This window comes from Chryseobacterium sp. FH2, assembly GCF_001045455.1.
Taxonomy (GTDB): domain Bacteria; phylum Bacteroidota; class Bacteroidia; order Flavobacteriales; family Weeksellaceae; genus Chryseobacterium.
This window is the reverse complement of sequence record NZ_LFNE01000007.1, coordinates 219,791-244,424: the sequence shown is the minus strand read 5'-3', so window position 1 is coordinate 244,424 and position 24,634 is coordinate 219,791. Positions and strand designations below refer to the sequence as shown.

Below are 24,634 nucleotides of genomic sequence, written 5' to 3'. Positions count from 1 at the left end.
TGTAATTTTTATTTCTTAATCACTTTGGCATTTGCTGTTTTATTCTCCTCCGTTTTAATGGTCACCAGGTAAGCCCCCTGAATCAAAGCCTGCGTATTAATCTTGGTCACCTTGTTTCTGGTTTTCAGGCTCTGCAACTGTCTTCCGCTCATGTCAAACACATTAATCTCCGCTTCCTTGAAATCAAAACCTATCTCCACATAGGCATAGTCCGAAACAGGATTCGGGTAAATCTTAATATTTTGCTTTTCAATCAACTGGTCGATTTGCTTGTCGCCCAGCTTTACAATCTTCCAGTTTTCTTTTCCAAGCTCCTGTGCACTGGTTCCGGCCAAAATTATAGAACCGTCCCGGTTCAGTTTTATATCAGAAAGCCTTTCCTCACGTTTTCTCGATTCGCCTTTTACATATTTTCTCCATTCTTCATTGCCGTCCTGGTTCAGATACAGCATCCAGAACGTTTCATCATCACTCTCCATTCTGCCTTCTGCCTGGGTATATCCACCCAGTAAAATCCCTTTAGACTTACCTTCGGAAGAATTCAACACACTCATTCCCATCAAAACATCCCTGTTTTTGAAATTGTAGGACTTTTGCCAGATTTCTTCACCTTTTTCATCCAGGGAAATCAGCCATACATCCGTTCCTTCTTCGATTCCCATCGATTTGTTCCCGGACCTTGCAGAACGGCTTTCTCCCCCGATAATATATCCGTTTGAAGTCATTGAAAGGGTCCTCAAATGGTCGTCTCCTTTACCTCCGAAGTTCTTTTCCCATTCCACTTTCCCGTCTTTATTCAGCTTTACAATCCAATAATCGCCTTCACCAAAGTTTTCCGTCTTTTTGGAACCGCTTGCACTGCTTCTCGAATATATTCCTAATAAAGCGCCGCCGTCTTTCGTTGGAATCATCTTTTCAACCTCATCCAGCCCTTTTCCGCCCAGTATAATTTGAGAGGCTATGCCTCCGTTTTTATCTAATTTAATGATTAAAACATCCTTAGAACCGTATCCTTTAGCCGAATTTTGAACATTTCCCGCCACCACAAATCCTAAATCCGTTGTCTGAATCACTGCCCTGGATTCTTCATCTGAAGCGCCGCCGATGGTTTTTTGCCACATTTCATCCCCAAATTCATTGATTCTGACAAGCCAGATGTCTGAACCGCCCTTAGCATCCTCTTTTTTGTCTAAACTTTTTCCAGAATAAGAGGTTCCTGCCAGTAGAAATCCACCTTCCTGAGTGGCAACGGTGGCCGAAAGAAAATCATGGTTCGAACCTGAAAAATACTTCTCCCAGACCTGTTCTCCCTGCTGATTGAGTTTGACCAGGTGAAAATCGTAGCCATTGTTCTGCTTGTTTTCGGTAGATTGCTGTTTTGAAGCCCGGATAGAGCTTCCTGAGATTAAGTACTGACCGTCAATGGTGGTGGTTACCTGGCTCAGAAAATCCTGTGTCGAGGATTTAATATCCTTTTGCCAGACTACTTCCTGAGAATACAGTACGGAAACTGTGCATAAGGTTAATGCACTAAAGTAGAGCTTTTTCATCTATTTTGTGTATTTAAAGGTTAATATTAGTTTTTATTATCACAATGATGCAAATTTAACGAATTTTAATAATTACTCTCTCACCTGAATGAGATTTAATGTCAAATTATAGGTTAATGGTTTATTGCAACCTTAGGCAAAAATAGAACGGTAAAGCGACAGAAATTGACGTGTTTCAGTTAAATAAAAATGGCTTCACTTAATCAGTGAAGCCATTCATTTTTTACAATAAAGTTTATTTTAGTATTCTAATTCTAACTTTTCTTTTGAGTAATTTCTTACTTTTTGTGTAAGCTCAGGATTATCTGCCAATTTCTGTCCGTAAGAAGGAACCATTTCAAGCAATTTATCTTTCCACTCTCCCTGAATTTTTTCCGGGAAACATTTTTCAAGTACATTCAGCATTGCATACACTGCAGTAGACGCTCCAGGTGAGGCTCCCAGCAATGAAGCAATTGTTCCGGCTTTATTGACTACAACCTCAGTTCCAAACTCTAATTTTCCTCCGTCCTTTTCATCTTTTTTAATGACCTGTACTCTCTGTCCGGCAACTTTCAGTTCCCAATCCTCTTCTTTCGCATCTTTTATAAACTCTCTCAAATGCTGCATTCTTTGTGCCTTGGTCATCGCAACCTGCTGAATCAGGTACTTTGTCAAAGGAATATTATGCCACCAAGCTCCGAATAAAGATCGTAAGTTCTTGGTATTAACACTTTCAGGCAAATCAAGATAACTTCCTTCTTTTAAAAATTTAGTTGAAAATCCGGCAAAAGGCCCAAAAAGAAGTGCTTTTTTACCATCAATAATTCTTAAATCCAAGTGCGGAACAGACATTGGCGGCGCATCTACAGTTGCCTGAGTATATACTTTAGCCTGATGTTTTTCTACCAATTCCTGATTATGACTTACTAACCACTGGCCGGAAACCGGGAACCCTCCATATCCTTCGCTCTCTTTGATATCTGAACTATCCAATAATGGCAACGCATAACCTCCGGCTCCGATAAAGACAAAATCTGCAACTACTTCCTGCTTATGATTATGAATTCGGTCTTTTATCTTCATTTCCCATGCTCCGTCTTCTCTTGGATCAATATCTTTTACTTCATGATACAAGAAAACCTCAACATTAGAATCCTCAAGCAAATGTCTGCCCATTTTTCTCGTCAAACTTCCGAAGTTGACATCTGTCCCCAAATCCATTTTGGTAGCGGCCATCACCTCAGATTTATTTCTCTTGCTCATTATCAAAGGAAGCCATTCTCTCAGTTGTTCATGTTCAGAGGAAAATTCCATTCCTTTAAACAAAACAGATTCAGACATTTTTTCATAACGTTTTCTCAGGTATTCAGCATCTTTTTCACCGAATACCAAACTCATATGAGAACATGAATTAATGAAATCTTTAGGTTCACTAACATATCCTTTCGTTATAAGATAAGACCAAAACTGTTTTGAAATCTCAAATTGTTCTGCAATAGTCTCAGCTTTTGAAATATCTATTGTTCCATCTGGTTTTTCAGGAGTATAATTGAGTTCACAAAAAGCGGAATGCCCTGTTCCTGCATTATTCCAGGCTGCTGTACTCTCTTTTGCAAACCTGCCCAATCTTTCAAAAATTGCGATCTCCAGATTGGGATCAAACTCGTGAAGTAAGGTTGCTAAAGTGGCACTCATGATTCCGCCACCTATCAGTACAACATCATATTTTGGTTTTGGTGTTCTGCTTATAAGCGAATGTGACATAATTCTAAATTTTACATCAAATTTCGGGAAAACTTCTTAAAATCGGTTATCGTTTTATAATTTTTAACACGACAATTTTCAGCCTGAATGGAAATTTTAATTAAGTTAAAAAAATATGATGGAAATTATCAATTTGTTTGAATTAAAATGATTAATCAAACCTATAAAAAACTCTGGTTAATTCATTACATTAAACAGAGTCAGTTTTTTATATTTAAATATAATTTAGTTCAGTTTCGCAGTTAGTTTCCTGAATTGTTTTTCAGCATTTTTTCCTTCGTATAAAATAGCATAAATAGTATCTACAATCGGCAATGCAAGACCTTTTTGCTTTGAAGTTTTATAAATAGAATCGGCAGCGTAATAGCCTTCCGCTACCATGTTCATTGACTGAATTGCAGATTTTACAGTATATCCTTTCCCGATAAGATTTCCTAAGTTCCTGTTTCTTGAGAACAAAGAATATGCTGTAACCAATAAATCTCCTAAATAAGCACTTTCATTGACATCTCTTGGCGCTTCATAAATAGCTTCAAGGAATGTTTCCATTTCCCGGATGGCATTGGAAACAAAAACGGCAGTAAAGTTATCTCCATAGCCTAAACCACTCGCAATTCCTGCTCCGATGGCAAAAATATTTTTAAGAATTGCACTGTATTCGTTTCCTAGAATATCTTTACTTGAATTTACTTTAATGAAATCAGAATTAAAAATATCAAACAATTTATCAGAAACCTCATCTTCTACCGTAGCGATTGTAAGATAGGAAAGTCTTTCCATCGCTACTTCTTCTGCATGACAAGGGCCTGCAATCACGGCCTGGTTTCTGAACCCTATTTTAAATTCGTCTCGTAAATAATGAGCAACCACATCATTCACTTTAGGAATAATCCCTTTTATCGCCGAAACAAAAATTTTGTCTTTATACTCACAATTCATCTTCTCCAATGTATCAGAAAGGTAGATGGAAGGCGTTGCTAAAACCACAATATCGCATGCAGAAACCAGTTCGTTAATATCTGTTGTCAGCTTTAGGTTTTTCAAATTAAAATTAACTGCTGTAAGGTAAGTCGGGTTATGCCCCCGAAGCTCAATCGCTCCTTTCACAAACTCGTTTCTTACACACCAGTGCACCACTTTGCAATTTTCCACAAGCATTTTTACAATTGCTGTAGCAAAACTTCCGCTTCCTACTACTCCTACGGAAATATCCTTTTTATTTTTTTTTGAACTTGAAGATTCCGAAATTGTTTTCTTTTTCGCCATAATTGAAATGTGAATTGCAAATATATTAAATCGTAGTCTTAACAGTGCTTTTCAATATATGATAAAAGCCATTTTTAGATAAAATTAACACTTCAACACAATTAAATATGTAAATCACCGTTATTCACAGATAAAAATAAAAGTATGCTAAGAATAACATCAAAATATTATTTTTAATTAAATTTGCAGGCTTAAAACCGTTTTTTTAATCTAAGAGCAAGAAATATGAAGAAATTTCTAAGCAGCAAGAAGAATGTCAATATCCTAATTGGTGGGCTTTTATTGATAGTTTTTGCGCAAGGCATTTTTATTGCTAAATTATTTTCTGAGAGAGATGACAAAACTTATGAAGTGAATCTCGTAAAAATAAATACACAAAAAGATAGTGTAGATTACTTGAAGATGAAAACAGATTTGAGCCTCGTAGATCAATCTGTTGCTCAACTTAATTCGTTTTTAAAATCAAAAGACGTTCCCAACGAAAAAATAATGATGCTGAGCAAAGACAGTATTTCAAATTCTGTTTATTTGGCAAAACAGGCGAACAGATACAGCCAATATCTAATTGATTTACAAAAAAAATTATTACAGGTTCCTTTAGGAATGCCAACTGACGGATATATTTCATCAAATTTCGGAATCCGAAAAAATCCTATTCCTTTTAAAACCGTATATGCTTCGGTAAAAACAAACCCTGCTACAGAATCAAAGCCTGCTGCCCTTACTGCCGCTCCAAAACCGGAAGTAAAAGCAGAGCCTGTGGAAAAAACAATCGAGCTTACAGACAGCTACGGAAATAAAAGAGAGGTAAAAGTAATGGTAACACCAAAAGCTACCCCTCCTGCCCCTTCACCAACAGCAGCAGCTTCCACTACAAAAGCTATTGCGACAACTTCAAACTCCAAAGCGATGACCGAAAAAAACAATCCACCTGCGGAAGCTGATCAAATGCAGTTTCATAAAGGACTGGATATCGCCGTTGCTTACGGTTCTAATGTCATTGCCACTGCTGCAGGAACGGTAATTTTTTCAGGTCAAAAAGGAGGTTACGGAAATTGCGTTATTGTTTCTCACGGAAATGGCCTGGCAACACTTTATGGTCACTTATCACAACTTATTGCAAAAGCAAATGATAAAGTAAAAGTAGGTCAGGTAATCGCAAAATCAGGGAACTCTGGCCGCTCTACGGGCCCTCACCTACATTATGAAGTACACAAAAATAATACTCCGGTAAACCCGAAATTATTTTTGAATTTATAAAGATTTTGATATCAAACAGTATTGGTGGCACCAAAGGTGCCGCCATTAAGAATCGTAATCAGCCTATTAATGGTAGATTGCGATTTTTTTGTTTGGAAAAATTCCAACATTTTACCGACATTCAAATTTCAAACCCTTCTCAAAGAACTCTGCCACAAAGATACAAATGCTATGCCCGAAACTACAAAAATATTCATATAGATTAATTATAGCGCAAAGAATTTACCCGCTCAAAAGACCTCTTTTTCCTTTCCTTTTTCATACATAAAGTACCATTTTAAACATATAGAGTTTTAAAGGAACTATGTTTCTAATCTTACTTAAAATGGTAACTTTTCAGCTACTTTTAGATGTGTCGATAGTGAGAATTATATTTTCTTTGAGTGGTCTACACTTCTATTGAGAGACATTTTAAAAAGATTTCCAACCAATAGAAATATTTAAGCATCATAAATATAATACGACGCGTTTTGTCGTGTCGCAATTTTATCTTTGAAAAACAACTTTTTTTAAGAAAATTTCAATAATTAATAAAAAGAATTATTTTTACAACATTCAAATAAAAACAATTAAATGAGAAACAAATTTATTTTGTGGTTATCATTATTGATAGCCTTTAGCGTCACTTTTCACTCCTGTAGAACTGATTTAGAAGCAACAGGAAGACACAATGAAGAAAAATTAGGAGAACACATTCATCAAAAAATCAGTACAGGTACTTTTCAGAAAGAAACTTTTTTGAGCGGAGTTAATGAGTTTAAAAGGTCGGCTAGTTCTTTATCTGGTAAAAGCAGCACAAATTCTGATTATCTGAAGAGATTTTTTATTGACGAAACTTCCATTTACAAAATGGATGTCAACAATATTCAAACTTATGCTTTAAGAGCATACAATATTTTTGAAAGTCCTGAAATAGTTTACAATCTTGTTTACAGAAAAAAAGGGAATGATGTAGCATTTTCAATTATTAAGATTCTAGATAACGAAATTATTCCTGTGTATGACTCTCAAAAAGGTATCGTAACAAAAATTGACAATCCATCAACTGCAAGGATATGTACAGATTTTTATTCCGTAGAAATATGGCATTGTAAAGAAGGTGTATCTTGGTCACAATGTGACAAATGCTCCAACTGTCTTTTCACAAGCTCTGGCTACACTTCTTACGAATGTGGGGGCGGAGGCGGTGGAAGTACTGGCGGAGGCGGAAGTTTTCCAGGCGGTGGAGACGGTGGTGGCGGTGGCGGTTCAGGATTATATGACCCAAGTGGTTACATCGTTGACCCTAACATCCCTCCTTCAATAGACCCGTCTTATGTGAGAGCTGCAAGAGCGAGTAGCTTTTTCTACTCACAAACCGACCAAACAAAATCTTGGGCTGTAGAACACGCAGATATTTATTGTAATATTTTAGAGTATTATCTTGACCATATCCCGCCTTCATCTCCACCACCAAACAGTTATTATCAGGATTTTGCAAATTTTGCAATACAGCTTTTTATGGAAAATCCTAATTTAACTTGGGAACAATTTTATAATCAATATATTAATACTCCTTGTGAAAAAGTAAAAACTATTACTTCTGATAGTAAATTTAAAAATAAAAAAAACTATCTTGTTACAAAAACTCACGAAGACCATGAATTTGGTTTTAGCTATGAACTACCTTACAATGGAACAGGAGGAGACTACAGAACCTTAGAATTATATCCTAATAGTGCTTTTATTAATTTTAATGCTATACCAACTTCCGTAACATTTATGCATTCACACATTGACAAAATGTATCCTATTTTTTCTCCAGAAGACGTTAAGAGATTTAACGAATGGGTACAGTTTGTGAAGAATAATAAAAGCATGTCAAACCCTAATAACATCCCACTTCCTGATGACTGAGAAATTTCCTACACAGTGGTAACTTCAAATGGAAGTTATATGCTTACATTTGATGGGGCTTTAAGTTTTAATAACTTTCCAAGCCTTACTGACCAGCAGATAGATGATTTAAATAATGAATATATTAAAGCAATAAACAATGGGATAACAGGAACAGATTCAAATGGTAATTATACTTATAATATGATAGATGTAGAAGAACAATTCTTGAAATTCCTTGATAAAAAACTCAAAATGAACGGTCTCAGAGTTTTCAGAATAAACAATAATGAACGTACTGAATTAAAACTTGAAAATAACGAAAGAAAAGAATCTCCTTGTCCATAATCAACAAAATCTATCTTATGAAAAATATAATATTATTAATACTTTTTATGACGACAATATCTTGCAAAGCACAAATTTATCCATTAAACACCTCAACTTTAGATGTTCCTAACGGTTCCTACATTAAGGACATCAATAATGAGCTTGACCAATATATTGGTTTGTGGAAAGCCAATTGGCAAGGGAAAACAATTTATTTAGATTTAAAAAAAGTCAAAAAAAAATATTCTCATTTAGACGGTGCAAATATTTATATGGATGAAATATTTGGAGAAAGAAAAATTATTAACGCCAATGGAATTGTAGAAATAGACCGTATCTCCAATTTTGACAATGAAAATGCCGAATTCAGAGGAGTTACAAAAAGTCTTTTATCATCTCAATATGTAACGATCACATTTTTTCCAAAAAATATGTGTAATAAAATGGCAAGTTTGGATATAAAATTTCTTAATCCAGAGAAGACACAGATGCAAATGAAATTTCGATATGTGCCAAGCCTTTTGAATGAAAATTGCCAATACGCAAATTTGATTAAAAGCGGTGGAGATTTACCAATCAATTTTCCTAAAGAAGACATTATATTTATTAAACAATAATGAAAAATATAATATTATTAATGTTTTTAATAACTACAATATCTTGCAAAGCACAGATTTATCCTTTAAGCACATCGGCAGGTGATGTACCCAGTGGGGCATATATAAAAGATATTAATAATGAACTTGACCAATATGTCGGTTTATGGAAAGCCAATTGGCAAGGGAAAACAATTTACTTAGATTTAAGGAAAATAAAATTGAAATCTGAGTCCTTAATGAGCTCATTTTACTATTATAGTGATCAAATTTTAGGAGAACGCAAAATAATTGATGCTAATGGAACTGTAGAAATAGACCGTATCTCCAATTTTGATAATGAAAATGCTGAATTTTGGGGAGTTACAAAAAGTCTATTATCATCTCAATATGTAACTATCACATTTTTCCCTAAAAATATGTGCAATAAAATGGCAAGTTTGGATATAAAATTTCTTAATCCTGAAAAAACACAGATGCAGATGAAATTTCGATATGTGCCAAGTCTTTTGGATGAAAATTGCCAGTATGCAAATTTGATTAAAAGTGGTGGAGATTTGCCAATCAATTTTCCTAAAGAAGATATTATATTTATTAAACAATAACAAAATATAGCTACAAGTTCAATCTAATTGTAAATAAATCTGAGAAGAAATCAAATGAATTAGATTTTGAAAATAGATAAAAACAGGCTCAAAACGAGCCTGTTTTTTAATGTTATTAACAAGGTCTGGCGCATTTATTAATTTCGAGGAAAACTCGTTAAATCAGCCTTGTATGGGCTTAATTCAGCTACATTGTAAGCATAGTAATTCTATTATTTAATTCAAATAAATATACTCCATTAAGTCAAACGCTCTTCCGTTTGTTACTCTTATATAAATAGGTGTTACGCCTTCGCCAGACGTTTTTCTGACAAAAAATTTTGTCTTTAGCATAATTTATATGGTTTTTAGGTTAGTGTTAACCCGTGTTTTGAGGGGTGCAAAGATACGAATAACATACGAGCCAATGTTTAAATTAAGGTGTTGGATTTTGTATCGACAATGTTCCAACATTTAAGAAATTCAGTGAGAAATTTGAAATTTCGAGCTGTAAATATGATATCCTACAAAACAGAAAACCCCTGAAAGAGCCGTTGTTACACAAAACTCCTTTCAAGGTTTTCATTTAATTTCAAGCGTAACAGTACCTTTGGTGCCGCCAATACTGTTTCTTAATCGTAAAACTAATTATTTTAAAATAGTAAGTCTACCTTTAACATGGGTAAAAGAACCGTCTTTAGTTGCTATATTTGAGTAAACTATATTTTTATTATAATCCTGAACATGAGTAACATTATCCCCATGTTTGGATTCGTACCAATATACCATAAAAACATTTTTTGCAACTTCCACAGCGGTGTATTGAACTGTATCTGTAATTCCTTTGACAGAACCTTCAGTTCCAATCAATGACATGGTTTTATTATCCTTAAAGTTTAAAACAAACTTAGTCCCGTTAAAATTAACCTCAACTTTTCTTCCGATTGCGGGATAAGGTGATTTTAAATCCCAAACCATTTCACCCAGAAAAATTTTTACGCCCATTTCCAGCTCCTCTTTTCCTGAAAGATTAGGATATTGTGTTACCATAAAATTTACAATCGCTTCGGAAGTTTTATTTTCGTTCACCGCTTTTTTGTAATTTTTAAGGTAGCTTTTAACAAAATCTAATGAGCCTGGCGAAAGATCTTGTTTTGCATAATGTGAAGGAACCACCCATTGCGGGTTCAGAGCCTTCATCACATCGATCTGGAAAATCCATCGATCAATCGCATCTTTATTTGGGGTATCCGCCATCCAGATGTGAGAATCGACTGTTACAGAAATTCCACCCACAATGGTTTTTATCGACGGAATCCAAAGAAAGCTATGCGCAGAATCGTCCAGGTTTTGTTTAATCTCAATTTTATTCCCTTCCAAATCAGGAATTGAATCAACAGCTTCCGGAACAATAATTTCTGAAGGTACATCACTTTTTAATTTTGCCTCCCAAACAGCTAACTTATCATCTTTTGAAGCTGAAATAAGATAAGCAGTCTGAGCTGTCGAAATGATTTTGGCATCAGGGAAATTCTTTTTAATAACATCTAAACCAAAATAAAAATCAGGATCGCTGTGGGAAATAAAAACAATTTTCAGATCTTTACCTGTTGATTTTATCTCTTTTACAAGCTCCTCTGCATATTGCTTTTGAAATTGGGCATCAATCAGCATTGCATCTTTGTCACCATACACAATCGTTGACGTAATGGGAAAAATTGCTTTAGAACCGGGATTATAGACTTTAATTTTTAAACCTCCGGCAAATACAGAGCTTATAAAACCGAATATAAGAAGTAATGAAAATAATTTCTCTTTAATCATCATTTCAATAATTTTGATTAATAAGCAGCCGTAAAACGTTCACGGATATGGTTATTTTGCTCCAATTCATCTACCAATGCTACCGCAACATCCTCCACAGAAAGTATACTTCTTCCGTTTTCATCAAATACCGGGTTTTCCAAAGCTGTTCGGTATTTTCCAACTCTCACACCGGCAGTTCCCTGATGCATTTCAATTGCGGGACTAAAAAATGTCCAATCCAACGTTGTATTTTCCTTGATTTTATTTAAATAATCTCTTGCCGCAGTTGCTCCGGCCTTATAATCTTCAGGAAAATCCGGCCCGTCAACCAATTGATTACCATCAATGTAAAGGCTCCCTGCTCCGCCAACTGTAATAAATCTTTTTACCCCGGAATTTTCAACTGCTTTTTCAATATTCATCGAACCATTCAGAAAATCGTTATATAAATCAGGATTCGTCCAACCTGCATTGAAAGCGCTGATGACTGCGTCGTTTCCTTTCAAAGCATCTGCCAATTCATCAATATTGTTTACATCAACGCTTTTTGCTGTTACCTTTTCATTCTGCTGAACTTTTGAAGCATCTCTCACTACTGCTTCTACTTCATATCCTCTGTTTACTAATTCTTTTACTACTTGTGTTCCCACAAATCCTGTCGCACCGATTACCGCTACTTTTTTCATAATATTTTATTTTAATTAAACTGTAATAAAATCTGTTACATTTATAGATAAAAAAAATTTATCCGAACTGATCAGTGAATTCTTTCAATGATTTATCTCCTAAAAAATTGACAACCAATTTATCTGTCTCTACAAATAAATCGTTCAAATGATTATTAATTTCCCTCCCGACACTGCAAGCCGGATTGGGATTTTGATTTTTCTTTCCCAAAACTTCAGTATTTTTCACTGCTGAATAGATTTGAGAGATTGTAATAGAATCTGAATGTCTTGCAAGCTGACTGCCACCATCTTTTCCCTGCCTGCTAATAATCAAACCCGCTCCTCTCAAAACACTGATTTCTTTACGTACAACTGCAGGATTTATATTAATGCTGCCCGCCATCCACTCAGAAGTTAGCCAATCCTGAGGGCTTTTTGCCAAAAGTGTCATGATGTGTATCGCCGTAGCAAATCTTGTATTGTTCATCGTAATTACATGGCAAAGATAAGCAAATTTATAAATGTAACAAATTTTATTACACTTAAATTATCCTTACAATATCAATTTATCCAAATCTAACAATAAATAATTGATATTCTGATTGATAGTTCTTGTCGCTGATTGCATTTGATTGAGCATTGCTGCTCTGTTATGTAGATCATCCGCTCTGTAATACCCTCCGTCACTGAAAATAACTGACCGATTTGCCGCATCTTTGTCATCATCAAACTGATAATGCAGCCATCTTTCCTTCATATTTCCAATAATAGAATGCTTTTCTTTATTTGAAAATTTTTTTTCAGTATACATATACCAAATGAATGGTGGAAAATTTGGCGATTCTAATTTTTCATTCCAAATATCTCTTAAAAGGTTTCTCTGATGAATAAATTCTACCTTTTTCCCCTTTGGATTTAAGGTGGCTAAACCGAAACCTGCACCTAAAGCTCCTCCGCTGATATCAACTGCATTACTCCAGGCATCATCTTTTATAATTCCGCCGGCAATAGAAGCAGCTGCCCCTGTAACAATCGAATATAAAATCAATTTATTGTTTCTGGAATCATTCAGATTGTCAACATAATTTCCAATTTGAGCCACTCTTTCACCTTCACAGTCAAATTCAGCGGCTACAGCATCTAACTCCGTCAATGCAATGGTGATTTTACTGTTAATTTTAGTTTTGAGCTGCAGAACTTTTACCTGTGATGCCAAAGATGAATCTTTCTTTAAACCAATAATTTGATGCACTTCATCAAGGTTATCTAATGCATTCAAAATCAAAATACTTTGATCTGAAAACGTTCCCTTTAAGTCTTTATTTGCATTTAAAATAGAATCAGAGTTATATGACGGAATTCTGTTTGTATAATTATATTGAAAGGGTGCCTTGCAATAGCTGTCACGAAGCGTAAGGATATTCTGCTTTATTGCCTGATTTTTTTTGGAAACACAGGAAGTTATTAAGCTAAAAATAGCAAAGAGGTAAAACAGTTTTTTCATATCAATGTATTTTTTGTGTAAAAACTACAAAGAGGTAAAATTTGAAATTAAAATAAGCACGAATATAATACAAATAAAAAATTTACCCGAATCCGGGTAAATTTTTAAGCTATTTTTAAAGTAAAATTATTTTATCCCCAACAATTCCACTTCAAAAACAAGCGTACTGTTTGGGCCTATCTCTTTACTGATTTGTTGTTCTCCATAAGCCAAATGCGGAGGAATAATCAGTCTCCACTTGCTTCCAACAGGCATTAATTGTAAAGCCTCTGTCCATCCTGCAATTACTTTGTTTAGTGGAAAAGATGCCGGTGTGCCTCTTTTTACAGAGCTGTCAAAGATTTTACCTGCAATCGTAGTTCCGTGGTAGTGGCATTTTACCATAGATTTAGGACCCGGTTTTTCCCCGTCGCCTTCAGTAATGACTTCATATTGCAAACCGCTTGGTAACTGTACCACACTTTCTCTTTTGCCGTACTCTTCCATGTAAGCTTTACCTTCATTAAGGTTTTTTTCGGCCTGTTCTTTCTTACGTTTAAATAACAAATCTGCTACTCCCATTGTTAATTTTTTTACAAAGATAAGACTTTGGAAACGTAAGTCAGAAATTGTAACCATTCATAATTAAAAATAAAACAATTAATAAATACGATTTATATTTGTCACATTTACAAACATTTAGCCCGTACACTGAGATAAATTCAAAAACACTTAATATTATGTTAACTCATATTCCAAAACTTGGCGTTATAATTGAATTTAAAAACTAAATGCCAGTTCCATTAAAATATAATAAGAAATACGATCAGCTGACTGACGAGGAAAATGAACTCCTTGAAATCAATAAAAAAAGTATCGCTGATTTTGTTGAACAATCATCAAGGGTAAGTGACGTAAACTACGCTACAAGAAATGCGCATGCAAAAACATATGCTCTTGCTACAGGTAAATTTTTAATTGAAAAGAAAATCCCGATCGAGTTACAACAATTTTTTGATAAAGAAAAATATGATTTAATCATAAGATTTTCGAATGCCAATTTGAAAATTCAGAAGAGTAAAAAGGATATTCCGGCCTATGGCTTTGCCGTAAAAATAAAAGATGAAAATGGTGATCTAATAGCCAATTATCCTTTGGTAAATTTCCCGTTGTTCCCGATAAATTCTGTAAGTATATTTTTAAAATTATTTACCTCAGTTAATCGTTTTTATCTAAAAAAATGGAGTTTACTCTCATTAATACTTCAAATATTGAAAGTTACTCCATCAATTTTCACAGTCTCTTTTTTTAAAAATATTTTAAAGCTCATCAGTAAAAAAAATGATTTTCTTTTGTCATTTGATTATTATTCTGTCGGGGCTTACAGATTAGGTGAAAATATGATTAAAATAAAACTTAGCCCCCGAAATATCAATAAAAACTTTGGAAAAAAGCTGACTACAAAAGACGCTCTTGAAAATTATCTTAAAACAAATGATTTTACCGCCGATGTTTTGATTCAAATTTGTTATGATTCAAAAGACCAGCCTATCAACAAGCTCAATGTAGAATGGAAAAATTCACCTTTCATTAAAATAGGAGAAGTAAAAATTGAGAAAGATTCTCTTTTAAATTCCGCTGCTTGTGAAAATGAGCTTCTTTCATTTAATCCTTTTGAAAGTAAACTATTCTTTCAACCTGTCGGAAAAATACAGAAACTAAGGAATGAAGCTTATAAGGTTTCATTACAAACCCGTCAGAAAATCAATAAACTTTTGAAATACAAATAAAAAGGCTTTACAAAATTGCAAAGCCCTTATATTCTGGTTTTATTCTAATTTCTTTTTTATTTTCTTATCGGGAAACAGTAATGACACTAAAACAGAAACTACAAGAACACCTCCAACAATTCCTAAAGAAACGGGTGATGGAATATGTATCCAAGGAGCAATCAACATCTTTACTCCAATGAAAGATAAAATTATGGCCAGACCGTATGAAAGTTTGCTGAACATATAAATAAAATTTGCCAGTAAAAAATACAATGATCTTAATCCCAAAATTGCGAAAATATTTGAAGTATAAAGAATAAACGGGTCGTTTGAAATTGCAAAAATTGCAGGAATAGAGTCTACTGCAAAAAGTACGTCTGTAAACTCAATGACAGCAACCACCACCAAAAGTGGAGTCGCCATTTTGATACCGTTTTGTACTGTGAAAAACTTATCTCCATCATAGGTCGAAGAAACTTTCCAAAAGCTTTTTACCAATTTTGCACCTGCAGAATCATTATAGTCTTCATCATCACCATCATCATGACCTCCCCAGGACTTAATTCCGGCATACACCAAAAATAAGCCGAAAAGCGTCATTACAACATTGATCTTAACAGGATTTCCGAAAATTTCCATCTCAGGTAAATAGGTCAGATTGATAATTCCTATCCCTGCAAAAATAAATATGGCTCTGAAAATCAGCGCTCCTATTATTCCCCAAAACAAAACTTTATGATGAAGATATTTCGGTACTTTAAAGAATCCGAAAACAAGGATAAAAACAAAAAGATTATCTACAGAAAGTGCCTTTTCAATCCAATATGCAGCCTGATATTGTGTAAATTTCTCTATCGCAAGCGAGTGGCTTTCCGGGCTTCCGTCTGTATTAAAAGCCCAATATACAACACCTGAAAAAATCATAGACAGTGAGATCCATACTACCGACCAGATTGTAGCTTCTTTCGAAGAAACCTCATGACTTTTCTTATTAAAAATCCCTAAATCCAGCAATAACATGATAACAACCGTTATCCCGAATCCCCACACCAAACCAGGGTGTAAGTCTAAAATACTTTGATGTTTTTCCACTTTAACTTTGTATTAATTTGCTATAAACACAATAGCATCAAAGATAATATATAAAAACAAGCGAACCTACTCCATTATTATTTTTAGAGGAAATTTCAGAAGGTCAAACTTCTCTTTAAAATTATTCAATCAAATGATCTTATTAAAAAATTATTTTCAAAAATTTTTGAGATTTGAAAAATTTTTCTAATTTCGCAACCGATTAAAAACCAACAATGTCAACAAAAATGATAAATATTATGACTTTAAACAATCCTATCAGAGCTGTGTACTTTGGTAGCACTAAATATTTATCTGAATAACGATCGACCTTTATAAAACAAAACATATTGAAGGCCTATCTATTCAGATAGGCCTTTTTTGCTACCCAAATTTCAGCTTTTTACACATTCGAAAAGGTTGTCCAGTTTTTTAAATGAAGAGAAAATATTCTTGCCGTACAAATAGCAAGATTATAAGTCTTTATGCTTAAAAATATAAAAACACAGCCTTAAAAATCAACAATTTAAATTAAACAAAATGAAATACAACACACGAAATATTGGGATAATAGCACACGTAGATGCCGGAAAAACGACTCTCACCGAGAGACTGCTTTATTACACGGGAATGATTCATAAAATAGGGAACGTAGATGAAGGAAATACTATGATGGATAAAGATATTCAGGAGAAAAAAAGAGGAATTACCATTTCTTCTGCTGCCATTTCTACCCAGTGGAAAAAAGATAATACTATTTTTAATATAAATATTATTGATACTCCCGGGCACATTGATTTTGCGGTAGAAGTTGAGCGTTCTTTAAGAGTTTTAGACAGTGTTGTTGCAGTTTTTTGTGCTGCTTCGGGAGTTCAGCCTCAAACAGAAAACGTTTGGTTTCAAGCTGAAAAGCATGGGATTTCAAAAATCTGTTTTATCAATAAAATGGATAGAACCGGAGCTGATTTCTTTGCTGTTTTAAATGAAATTAAAACCAAGCTAAATGCAATTCCATTGGCTTTGCAAATTCCAATCGGCTCTGAAGATAATTTTGTAGGAATCATTGATTTAATTAAACAGAAAGCTTTGTATTGGATCGATGAAAATGGCGAAATGTTTATTGAAAAAGAAATTCCTGAGAATTATAAAACCGAAGCAAGTGAATTCAGATTAAAATTAATGGAAAATTTAGCTGAATATGACGAAATTTTCTTTGAAACGTTCATAAACTATGAAAATAAAATTTCTGAAGAAATGATTCTTGAAGCGATACAAAGGACTTGTCAATCAAGAGCAATTGTTCCGGTTTTATGCGGTTCTGCTTTTAAAAACAAAGGAGTCCAGCCATTGCTTGATGCGATTGTAAGCTATCTTCCGGCTCCCGATCAACTGTCTTCTGTTCAAGGCAAAAATCCTAAAACTGAAGAAACGATTGTACTGCAAAGAAATGAAAAAGAAACTTTTTCAGGGCTTATTTTCAAAGTGATGATTGATAAGCATATGGGTAAATTAGCAATGCTTAGAATGTATTCCGGAATGATAAAATCCGGAGATACTGTTCTGAATGTGAGAACTGGCGAAAGCTTTAGAATTTCGAGAATTTTACAGATGCAGTCGGATAAAACACTAACAATTGAAGAAGGAAAAGCGGGGGATATCGTTGCTTTAACAGGTATAAAAGATGCGAAAACAGGAGATTCACTATCAAGTTTGAAAAGGCCTGTATTATTAGAATCAATAACGATCCCTGCTCCGGTTATCAGAGTTTCGATTGAACCAAAAACGAATGCTGATGAAAAATCTTTCGGATTGGTTTTATCTAAAATTCAGGAAGAAGATCCCTCTTTGGTTGTTGAAAGAGACAGACAAACAGGTGAAACTTTGCTGAGCGGTCTTGGTGAATTGCATTTGGAAGTTACTTTAGAAAAAATCCGATTGAATCACGGAATCGAAATCAATCAGGGTAAACCTAAGGTTTCTTACAAGGAAATTCTAACCGAAACAAAAATTCATAGAGAAAAACTCGTGAAACAAAATGGTGGAAATGGGCAATTTGCGGATATAACTTTTGAAATAGGGCCTAGAAATGATAATGAAATTGGGTTGGAATTTATTGGAATTTATTAATCAAATTAAAGGCGGGGCGATTCCTAGTGAATTTATTCCTTCCGTTGAAAAAGGTTTCAGAGAAGCAATGGAAAACGGAGTATTAAGCGGATACCCATTGGAAGGCATGAAAATTACGCTTCTTGATGGTGCCGCTCATTCTGAAGATTCTGGGGCTTACGATTTTGAAATTGCGGCAAGAGATGGCTTCAGAGCCATCGCAAAAAGTTGTAAACCAAAATTTTTGGAACCCATCATGCGAGTTGAGATTCAAAGCATTGATGAATATACAGGCATCGTAACTGCAGATATTAACAAACGAAGAGGAATTATCACTTCAATTGATGAAAAATCGGGAAGAAAGACCTTCACAGCAGAAGTACCTTTGGCTTCTACTTTTGGATATATTTCTGATTTGAGAACATTGACGAGCGGTAGAGCTTCTATCAGCATGAAATTATTACATTATGCTTTAGTACCCGATTTCATCGCAAATACATTAGTAACCTAAAAAATGAGGGCTGTAAATATTATTTTGCAGTCCTTGTTTGGGTTAACAGGTAAAGTTTCTTTCTGTACTTTTTCGTCAATCTTCGAGATTGATTCGTCGCTTCACTTCTCGCAATGGCAAACATAATACTCTCTAAAAACGCTCAAACACTACAACTCAATTACTTTTCCGGCATTACTTTGTACGTCGGATCTTCCTGGACATTTACTTCGATTACCGCTTCAGCGTTCCTAAGCATTTTTATACAATCTTCACTTAAATGACGTAAATGCAGTTGTTTATTCAGCTGGCTGTATTTTTTTGATAGTTTATCTAAAGCATTGATAGCACTCATATCTACAATCCGGCTTTCTTTGAAATCAATGACAACTTCGTCAGGATCATTGATGGGATCAAATTTATCTGTAAACGTTGTCACAGAACCAAAAAACAATGGCCCGAAAATTTCGTAATATTTAATACCATTTTCATCAATGTGCTTCCTGGCACGAATTCTTTTTGCATTATCCCAAGCAAAAACTAAGGCTGAAATTACAACTCCAATTAAAACTGCTAAAGCCAGGTTGTGAAGAATAATTGTAATTAAAGCAACAGTGATCCCTACAAAAATATCAGATTTTGGCATTTTATTAACAATTCTAATCGAAACCCACTGAAAAGTACTGACTGAAACCATCATCATAACACCAACCAACGCAGCCATCGGAATTTTTTCAATAAATGGAGCACCAACTAAAATGATAATTAAAATGGTAACAGATGCAATAATTCCCGAAAGCCGGGCTCTGGATCCGGCATTAATATTAACCAAAGTCTGTGCAACCATCGCACAGCCTCCCATTCCACCGAAAAACCCGTTGGTAACATTAGCTAATCCCTGTGCTACGGATTCTTTATTGGTATTTCCTTTAGAATTGGTAATTTCATCAACCATTGATAAAGTTAAAAGAGATTCTATTAAACCAACTCCTGCCATTATCAGGGCATAAGGAAAAATAATCTGCAATGTTTCCAAAGAAAAAGGAATATTCGGAATATGAAAATTTGGAAGACTTCCGCTGACGTGGGCAATATCTGAAACTGTTTTAGTGTTGATGTTACATCCTAAAACTAAGGCAAAAATAGTGATAATAGCAACCAAAGAAGCAGGGATAGCTTTAGTGATTTTTGGAAAAAAATAAACAATTGCAACAGTCAATACCGTCAAACCCGTCATTATATATAAAGGAGTACCTTGAAGCCAACTTACAGCGCCATTTGCATCTGTAATTTTAAACTGTTTAACTTGCGCCATAAAAATGATGACAGCCAAACCGTTCAAAAAACCGTACATTACAGGTTGAGGAATGAGACGAACAAATTTTCCCAATTTAAAAAAACCAACCAACATTTGAAAAATTCCTGCAAGAATTACCGTGGCAAGCAGATATTCAATTCCATGAGACTGTATCAAGGCTATTAAAACTACAATTGTAGCTCCTGCTCCGCCAGAAACCATTCCCGGACGCCCTCCAAAAACAGCAGTTACCAAACCCATCATAAAAGCTGCATACAAACCTGTAAGTGGCGAAAGTCCCGCCAAAATTGCAAAAGAAAGAGATTCCGGAATCATAGTCATCGCAACGGTAAGGCCGGCTAATAACTCATTTTTATAATTTATTTCCTGAGAAAAATTGAATAATCGCATGTATTAAACTAAGGTCGCAAAGGTATAGACTTTAAAATAATTTCAAAGAATGAAACTTCGTTTTTCATCACAACAACTGTATTTTATTTTACACAAATAGTTATTTATTGTATATTTTTTAGTATAAATTAATTTTTAACGATAATTTTTAAGTTATTTTTCGTTTGGATTAATTTCTATTTTTTATATTTGAAAAAGAAAATATTGATTTTTTCATTTGATTCTATAAAGAAAATTCCGTCTTTAAAGGCGAATAAGAAAATCAACTATTAAAAATTATATAAGAGAATACATGAAAGAACTTAATAGGTAAGATATTATTCAGGCTTAACCGGAAAAGGTTTGGAAATATGAATTTTTATAAAATTACAATGAAAGGATGATCGCTCACAATACGGACAGGATCTAATGATATTATGTAAGGGGAAGTTCTTTGGATATAATTATATAATAGGATATAAATCATAATTCTGATTTTTTTTAAGACAGTAACATCCTGTCTGCTGAATAAAACAATCGCCTATTTTTCTTTGAATGTATAAGTTTAATCATTAAAGATTATTTGATCAATGTTATACAAAGATATACATATAGGACATTTTATAAAAGAAAGAGTCAATGAAAAAGAAATTACAATGGATAGAATTTGTAATTTTTTGGGTAAAAACGAAGAATTCGTTGAAAATACTTACACAAGTAAATCTATAGATACAGATATTCTTCTCAGATGGTGTAAGCTTTTGGAATATGATTTCTTCAGGCTTTACAGTTCTCACCTTATTTTATATTCACCTCCTTCTGCCGTCAATAAAAACACTCAAAAATCTGAAAAAATCCCTTATTTCAGAAAAAATATTTATACTCAGGAAATTAAAGAATTTATCATGAACAGAATTATTTCCGGGGAAATGAGCCAAAGTGATGTTGTCAGAGAATACTCTATTCCTAAAAGTACACTTCACAGATGGCTGCAAAAGAGAGATGACGTTGAATAAAAAAACAGCTATGAAACCAAATTATCGTAAAATTTATCAGGATATGCTAAAATTGGAACATCCTGAGAAATTAAAAGATCCAAAAATCAAAGAACTGCTCAAAAAATTAAATACAACAGAAGATGTATTAAATTTTAATGAAAAAATTTTCAAGCAGTCTAAAGAAAGTGAAAAGAACAATCAAAAGCTAAAGACATACGATAAAAAAACAATGCTTAAGCTTTTAGAATATCAGCAAAAACACGGTTTCTCAACAAGTTATATGTCTAAAAAATACAAAATAAGCAGAACTACAATCGCCAAGTGGAAAAAAACATTTGAAGAAGAATTTGAAAAAATAAAAGCCGATAAAAATTAATTATCGGCTGTTATATTAATACAAGGTAACTGCTAAACCAGCTACAAACGACACCAATCAAAATATATAAAATCTATCTATCATTCATTTCATATAAAGGAAATCAAGAGTTTAAAGTTTTTGAAAATCTCTTTTCTAGCTTTGTTTTATTTAAGATCAAAACTATGATTAAAGGATTATATGAAACTCATGTTCAGGTAGGCAATCTGGAAAATGCAATAGAATTTTATACTAAAGTTTTAGGATTGAAATTCGCTCACAAAGACGAAAACCGCCCGATTGCATTTTTATGGATCGGAAAAAATAAAGAATCAATGTTGGGTTTGTGGGAACAGAAAGAAAATTTACAAACGAGACATTTTGCTTTTACGGCTGATAAAGAAGATATTTTAAATTATTCCGTTGCTTTTTTAAAAAATAAAAATTTAAAACCTTATAATTTCCTGAGAGACGGAATTGACAAACCCATGGTTTTTGCCTGGATGCCCGCTTTAGCAATATATTTTAATGACCCGGATGGAAATCAACTTGAGTTTATCTCGATTTTAGAAGGAGATGGGAAGCCCAAATTGGGGGTACTTTCTTATGAGGAATGGTTAATGAAAAAATAAATAAACTCCCTTTTTGAAAGGGAGCCATCATTGTGCTTTTAAATTACTATTAATATTGTTGCAGACACCAATACAGAATTTTCGCAATATTCTTTGCGTCATCCACACCCCTATGATGAGTGCCTTCAAGTCTAAGATTTAATTCTTCTAAAGCCCTTGCCATCCCTACACTTTTCCTAACTGCGGGATGCAGTTCTCCAAATAAAGTTTTTACATTAATATGGTCATGACTCAATGGATAATCTATATTGAATCTTTTTGCCTGATTCTGAAGCATGTTCAGGTCATAATTTCCATAACTTGCCCAAGTCAAATCTTCAGAATCATATTCTGCTCTCAGAATATCTAAAGCGTCTTCAAGAAAAACACCCTCATCATCAAGCATCTGTTGGGTAATAGAAGTCAATTCCGTACAAAACGGGCTTACTTTTGAATATTGAGGTTTCACTAAAATCCCTTCATTTTGTGAAATCTTACCGGTTTCTGGATCCATGATGCAAACTCCGATTTCTATGATTTCACTCTCCTGACCTCTCGGCGGGCGATCATTCCAACATGTGGCTTCGAGGTCTATAATTAATATTTTATCTGTTGTTTTCATTTTTTTTATTTTTTAAGATTAAACCATCATATCAGCACAATTAGAACTGGCAAACGCATAAGGCTTTGCTTTAAACACATATCCCATTCCCAGAATATATCCCATCGCGTCTTTCAAAGCGACATTGGATTTGAAATCCGGATCGGTGTTAATGTCTGCGTGCACCTCCATTTCCACATCATAAGTTTCCAGAATAGAGCAAATTGCATAGGCGATTTCTACAGATTTGTTGACTTCGTTTAACATTCGCTCTTTGATACTGATACTCTGTATTTCTCTCTCTTTTCTGATAAAGGCAAACGCTCCTTTTCCCTCACGAATAAAGACAACTGCTGTAGCATAATTGATGGCATGACCATACACGTGGGAATCTGAACCCACACAAACTTTCAGTCGGTGTCCATTTGCCTGTTCGCGGATGATGGCTTCTTCTACCAGCTCTGTGATAGAGTGTTGGAAAATTTTTCCCGTCATATTCTGCCATTTTTGTTGTTGCGTTTCCATTGTTTCTACATGTTTTAAATTTGCTTTGTTTAACTATTAATTTGTTTATTTTTGTTAATTCATCAGAACTTGAACCCGAAGAACAAGAGTCAAAGTCTTGCGTGCTGGCCAATTACACTATGAATCAATTTTGCGGAACAGACAGGAATCGAACCTGTACCTTTAGTTTTTCAGACTAACGTGCAGACCTGCTACACCACTCTTCCATTTTTTTATATGGGAATTAAAAAATTCGTACTTAATAATTTATACTCACAATAATTACTCGCCACATAGATTTTGTACGGAAAGAGGGATTCGAACCCTCAAAACCTTGAGCCTAAATCAAGTGTGTCTACCATTTCCACCATTCCCGCAAGTTGATGAGCAATAAGTATAGTTAATAATCTCTTTAAATTTTACTATTCACAATTTCAGCATTGGCAGGATTACTCATTATCCATTATTTATTACTCATCTTCAAGGTCTGAGAAAAGCTTGTCGATATTTATAAACTATGCCTGTAATATTTGTAAAGAACTTCTGCGCCTGACAAACTTTTCTCTTTCCATTTAACCTAGTACTCTATAAGGGAATCGAACCCATATTTTCTGCTCGAAAGGCAGGCGTCCTGAACCGTTAGACGAATAGAGCAATTAACCAACTGACTAGGAATCGAACCTAAACAACAAGAGTACATTTCCTGCATGCTGCCATTACATTACCAGCGGTTTTGTGGAAATAGCAGGATTCGAACCTGCTCAGCAATAAAGCAACAGATTTACAGTCTGTCCCGACTCTCCAACTTCGGCGTATTTCCTTTTTTCAGGATAGAGACTAAAAATATTTTAAACTAAATTCTAACCTCTAATTACTTTTTGAAGAAAACAAAGCCTGTCATTATTTATTTGTTTGATATAAGAACTTCTACGCTCGACAAACTTTTATTTTTTCTTCGAAACTAATCTCATTTTAGTTATTTGAGATGGTTATGGGATTCAAACCCACTCAGTTTTCACAACGGTTTTGCAGACCGCCCCGACTCTTCCACTTCGGCGAACCATCATTTTTATGTGTAATCATCAAATTAATAATGAGTAATTTTAACTATATTCTAAAAAATAAAGCCTGTCTTAATTTTTTTGTTTGATATAAGAACTTCTGCGCTTCGACAAACTTTATTTACCTAAAATTTATATGATATTTAATTTCCTTTCATCCCCTCCTCTTCATCCAACTTCCAACCTTTAAATATCAATTCTTTTTTTGAGTTAA

23 protein-coding genes and 5 tRNA genes are annotated in these 24,634 nt (G+C 34.1%); 11 read left to right on the top strand and 17 right to left on the bottom strand.

The genetic code is table 11. The features are described from left to right. Window positions 1-8: 8 nt before the first annotated feature. From ACM39_RS12880 to ACM39_RS12870, 3 genes are all read right to left on the bottom strand, one after another. The gene (locus ACM39_RS12880; protein ID WP_048511439.1) at window positions 9-1,550 is read right to left on the bottom strand and encodes a T9SS type A sorting domain-containing protein; all 1,542 of its coding nucleotides are present in this window, start codon (window positions 1,548-1,550) and stop codon (window positions 9-11) included. Between the two features lie 240 nt (window positions 1,551-1,790). Continuing rightward, window positions 1,791-3,296, bottom strand: a complete 1,506-nt coding sequence (gene mqo / locus ACM39_RS12875) for a malate dehydrogenase (quinone) (protein ID WP_048511438.1) — start codon at window positions 3,294-3,296, stop codon at window positions 1,791-1,793. A gap of 225 nt (window positions 3,297-3,521) precedes the next feature. Then, entirely contained in the window at window positions 3,522-4,562 is a 1,041-nt protein-coding gene (locus ACM39_RS12870; protein ID WP_048511437.1) for an NAD(P)H-dependent glycerol-3-phosphate dehydrogenase, read from the bottom strand. Between the two features lie 225 nt (window positions 4,563-4,787). Here ACM39_RS12870 and ACM39_RS12865 point away from each other — a divergent pair, with 225 nt between their 5' ends. From ACM39_RS12865 to ACM39_RS12845, 5 genes are all read left to right on the top strand, one after another. Beyond that, on the top strand, window positions 4,788-5,822 hold the full coding sequence (locus tag ACM39_RS12865; RefSeq protein WP_048511436.1) for a M23 family metallopeptidase: 1,035 nt from the start codon (window positions 4,788-4,790) through the stop codon (window positions 5,820-5,822). A gap of 573 nt (window positions 5,823-6,395) precedes the next feature. Further along, window positions 6,396-7,718: a hypothetical protein gene (locus tag ACM39_RS19240; RefSeq protein ID WP_048511435.1), complete on the top strand. Its 1,323-nt coding sequence runs from the start codon at window positions 6,396-6,398 to the stop codon at window positions 7,716-7,718. 39 nt (window positions 7,719-7,757) lie between these two features. Next, a complete protein-coding gene (locus ACM39_RS12855; RefSeq protein ID WP_048511434.1) occupies window positions 7,758-8,045 on the top strand; it encodes a hypothetical protein in 288 nt (95 codons plus the stop codon). Window positions 8,046-8,062: 17 nt separating this feature from the next. Then, on the top strand, window positions 8,063-8,644 hold the full coding sequence (locus ACM39_RS12850; protein ID WP_131701455.1) for a DUF6705 family protein: 582 nt from the start codon (window positions 8,063-8,065) through the stop codon (window positions 8,642-8,644). Continuing rightward, complete coding sequence (locus tag ACM39_RS12845; RefSeq protein ID WP_048511432.1) at window positions 8,644-9,228, top strand: DUF6705 family protein; 585 nt, start codon at window positions 8,644-8,646, stop codon at window positions 9,226-9,228. The genes ACM39_RS12850 and ACM39_RS12845 overlap by 1 nt, the downstream gene beginning before the upstream one ends. A 627-nt stretch (window positions 9,229-9,855) precedes the next feature. On the opposite strand, the gene ACM39_RS12840 is transcribed toward ACM39_RS12845, so the two are convergent. From ACM39_RS12840 to ACM39_RS12820, 5 genes are all read right to left on the bottom strand, one after another. Continuing rightward, window positions 9,856-11,034 carry an MBL fold metallo-hydrolase gene (locus ACM39_RS12840; protein ID WP_048511431.1) on the bottom strand — a complete coding sequence of 393 codons (1,179 nt, stop codon included), beginning with the start codon at window positions 11,032-11,034 and terminating at the stop codon, window positions 9,856-9,858. Between the two features lie 14 nt (window positions 11,035-11,048). Further along, on the bottom strand, window positions 11,049-11,699 hold the full coding sequence (locus tag ACM39_RS12835) for an NAD(P)-dependent oxidoreductase (protein ID WP_048511430.1): 651 nt from the start codon (window positions 11,697-11,699) through the stop codon (window positions 11,049-11,051). Window positions 11,700-11,757: 58 nt separating this feature from the next. Then, window positions 11,758-12,168 carry an Rrf2 family transcriptional regulator gene (locus ACM39_RS12830; RefSeq protein ID WP_048511429.1) on the bottom strand — a complete coding sequence of 137 codons (411 nt, stop codon included), beginning with the start codon at window positions 12,166-12,168 and terminating at the stop codon, window positions 11,758-11,760. 66 nt (window positions 12,169-12,234) lie between these two features. Next, window positions 12,235-13,185: a hypothetical protein gene (locus tag ACM39_RS12825; RefSeq protein ID WP_048511428.1), complete on the bottom strand. Its 951-nt coding sequence runs from the start codon at window positions 13,183-13,185 to the stop codon at window positions 12,235-12,237. 126 nt (window positions 13,186-13,311) lie between these two features. After that, complete coding sequence (locus ACM39_RS12820; protein ID WP_082140597.1) at window positions 13,312-13,746, bottom strand: FKBP-type peptidyl-prolyl cis-trans isomerase; 435 nt, start codon at window positions 13,744-13,746, stop codon at window positions 13,312-13,314. 209 nt (window positions 13,747-13,955) lie between these two features. On the opposite strand from ACM39_RS12820, the gene ACM39_RS12815 reads away from it, so the two are divergent. Beyond that, entirely contained in the window at window positions 13,956-14,954 is a 999-nt protein-coding gene (locus ACM39_RS12815; protein ID WP_048511427.1) for a catalase, read from the top strand. 39 nt (window positions 14,955-14,993) lie between these two features. Here ACM39_RS12815 and ACM39_RS12810 read toward each other — a convergent pair whose 3' ends face one another. After that, window positions 14,994-16,028: a TerC/Alx family metal homeostasis membrane protein gene (locus ACM39_RS12810; protein WP_048511426.1), complete on the bottom strand. Its 1,035-nt coding sequence runs from the start codon at window positions 16,026-16,028 to the stop codon at window positions 14,994-14,996. 519 nt (window positions 16,029-16,547) lie between these two features. Here ACM39_RS12810 and ACM39_RS19470 point away from each other — a divergent pair. Together ACM39_RS19470 and ACM39_RS19560 are read left to right on the top strand one after the other, a co-directional pair. Then, window positions 16,548-18,134: an elongation factor G gene (locus ACM39_RS19470; protein WP_262483801.1), complete on the top strand. Its 1,587-nt coding sequence runs from the start codon at window positions 16,548-16,550 to the stop codon at window positions 18,132-18,134. Next, a complete protein-coding gene (locus ACM39_RS19560; RefSeq protein WP_262483800.1) occupies window positions 18,094-18,624 on the top strand; it encodes a hypothetical protein in 531 nt (176 codons plus the stop codon). Before ACM39_RS19470 ends, ACM39_RS19560 begins: the two co-directional genes overlap by 41 nt. 160 nt (window positions 18,625-18,784) lie before the next feature. On the opposite strand, the gene ACM39_RS12800 is transcribed toward ACM39_RS19560, so the two are convergent. Next, on the bottom strand, window positions 18,785-20,311 hold the full coding sequence (locus tag ACM39_RS12800) for a SulP family inorganic anion transporter (RefSeq protein ID WP_048511425.1): 1,527 nt from the start codon (window positions 20,309-20,311) through the stop codon (window positions 18,785-18,787). 569 nt (window positions 20,312-20,880) lie between these two features. Between ACM39_RS12800 and ACM39_RS12795 the strand changes: the two genes are divergently transcribed. The 3 genes from ACM39_RS12795 to ACM39_RS12785 all read left to right on the top strand — a co-directional run bounded on the left by ACM39_RS12795 (window position 20,881) and on the right by ACM39_RS12785 (window position 22,275). After that, on the top strand, window positions 20,881-21,306 hold the full coding sequence (locus ACM39_RS12795) for a helix-turn-helix domain-containing protein (protein ID WP_048511424.1): 426 nt from the start codon (window positions 20,881-20,883) through the stop codon (window positions 21,304-21,306). A gap of 10 nt (window positions 21,307-21,316) precedes the next feature. Continuing rightward, a complete protein-coding gene (locus tag ACM39_RS12790) occupies window positions 21,317-21,664 on the top strand; it encodes a hypothetical protein (protein ID WP_048511484.1) in 348 nt (115 codons plus the stop codon). A 164-nt stretch (window positions 21,665-21,828) separates the two neighbouring features. Beyond that, window positions 21,829-22,275 (top strand): VOC family protein, encoded by a 447-nt coding sequence (locus ACM39_RS12785; RefSeq protein WP_048511423.1) that lies wholly within the window; start codon window positions 21,829-21,831, stop codon window positions 22,273-22,275. A gap of 49 nt (window positions 22,276-22,324) precedes the next feature. Here the strand turns inward: ACM39_RS12785 and ACM39_RS12780 are convergent, their stop codons facing one another. The 7 genes from ACM39_RS12780 to ACM39_RS19235 form a co-directional block, all read right to left on the bottom strand. Further along, on the bottom strand, window positions 22,325-22,876 hold the full coding sequence (locus tag ACM39_RS12780; RefSeq protein WP_048511422.1) for a 3'-5' exonuclease: 552 nt from the start codon (window positions 22,874-22,876) through the stop codon (window positions 22,325-22,327). Between the two features lie 18 nt (window positions 22,877-22,894). Beyond that, entirely contained in the window at window positions 22,895-23,380 is a 486-nt protein-coding gene (locus tag ACM39_RS12775; RefSeq protein ID WP_048511421.1) for a ribonuclease H-like YkuK family protein, read from the bottom strand. A 133-nt stretch (window positions 23,381-23,513) separates the two neighbouring features. After that, a tRNA-Phe gene (locus tag ACM39_RS12770) sits at window positions 23,514-23,586 on the bottom strand. 76 nt (window positions 23,587-23,662) lie between these two features. After that, a tRNA-Leu gene (locus tag ACM39_RS12765) sits at window positions 23,663-23,736 on the bottom strand. 204 nt (window positions 23,737-23,940) lie between these two features. Further along, window positions 23,941-24,013: transfer RNA gene (locus ACM39_RS12760), tRNA-Glu, on the bottom strand. 82 nt (window positions 24,014-24,095) lie between these two features. Continuing rightward, window positions 24,096-24,179 (bottom strand) — tRNA-Tyr (locus ACM39_RS12755). Between the two features lie 163 nt (window positions 24,180-24,342). Next, window positions 24,343-24,424, bottom strand: a tRNA-Cys gene (locus tag ACM39_RS19235). Between the last annotated feature and the right edge of the window lie 210 nt (window positions 24,425-24,634).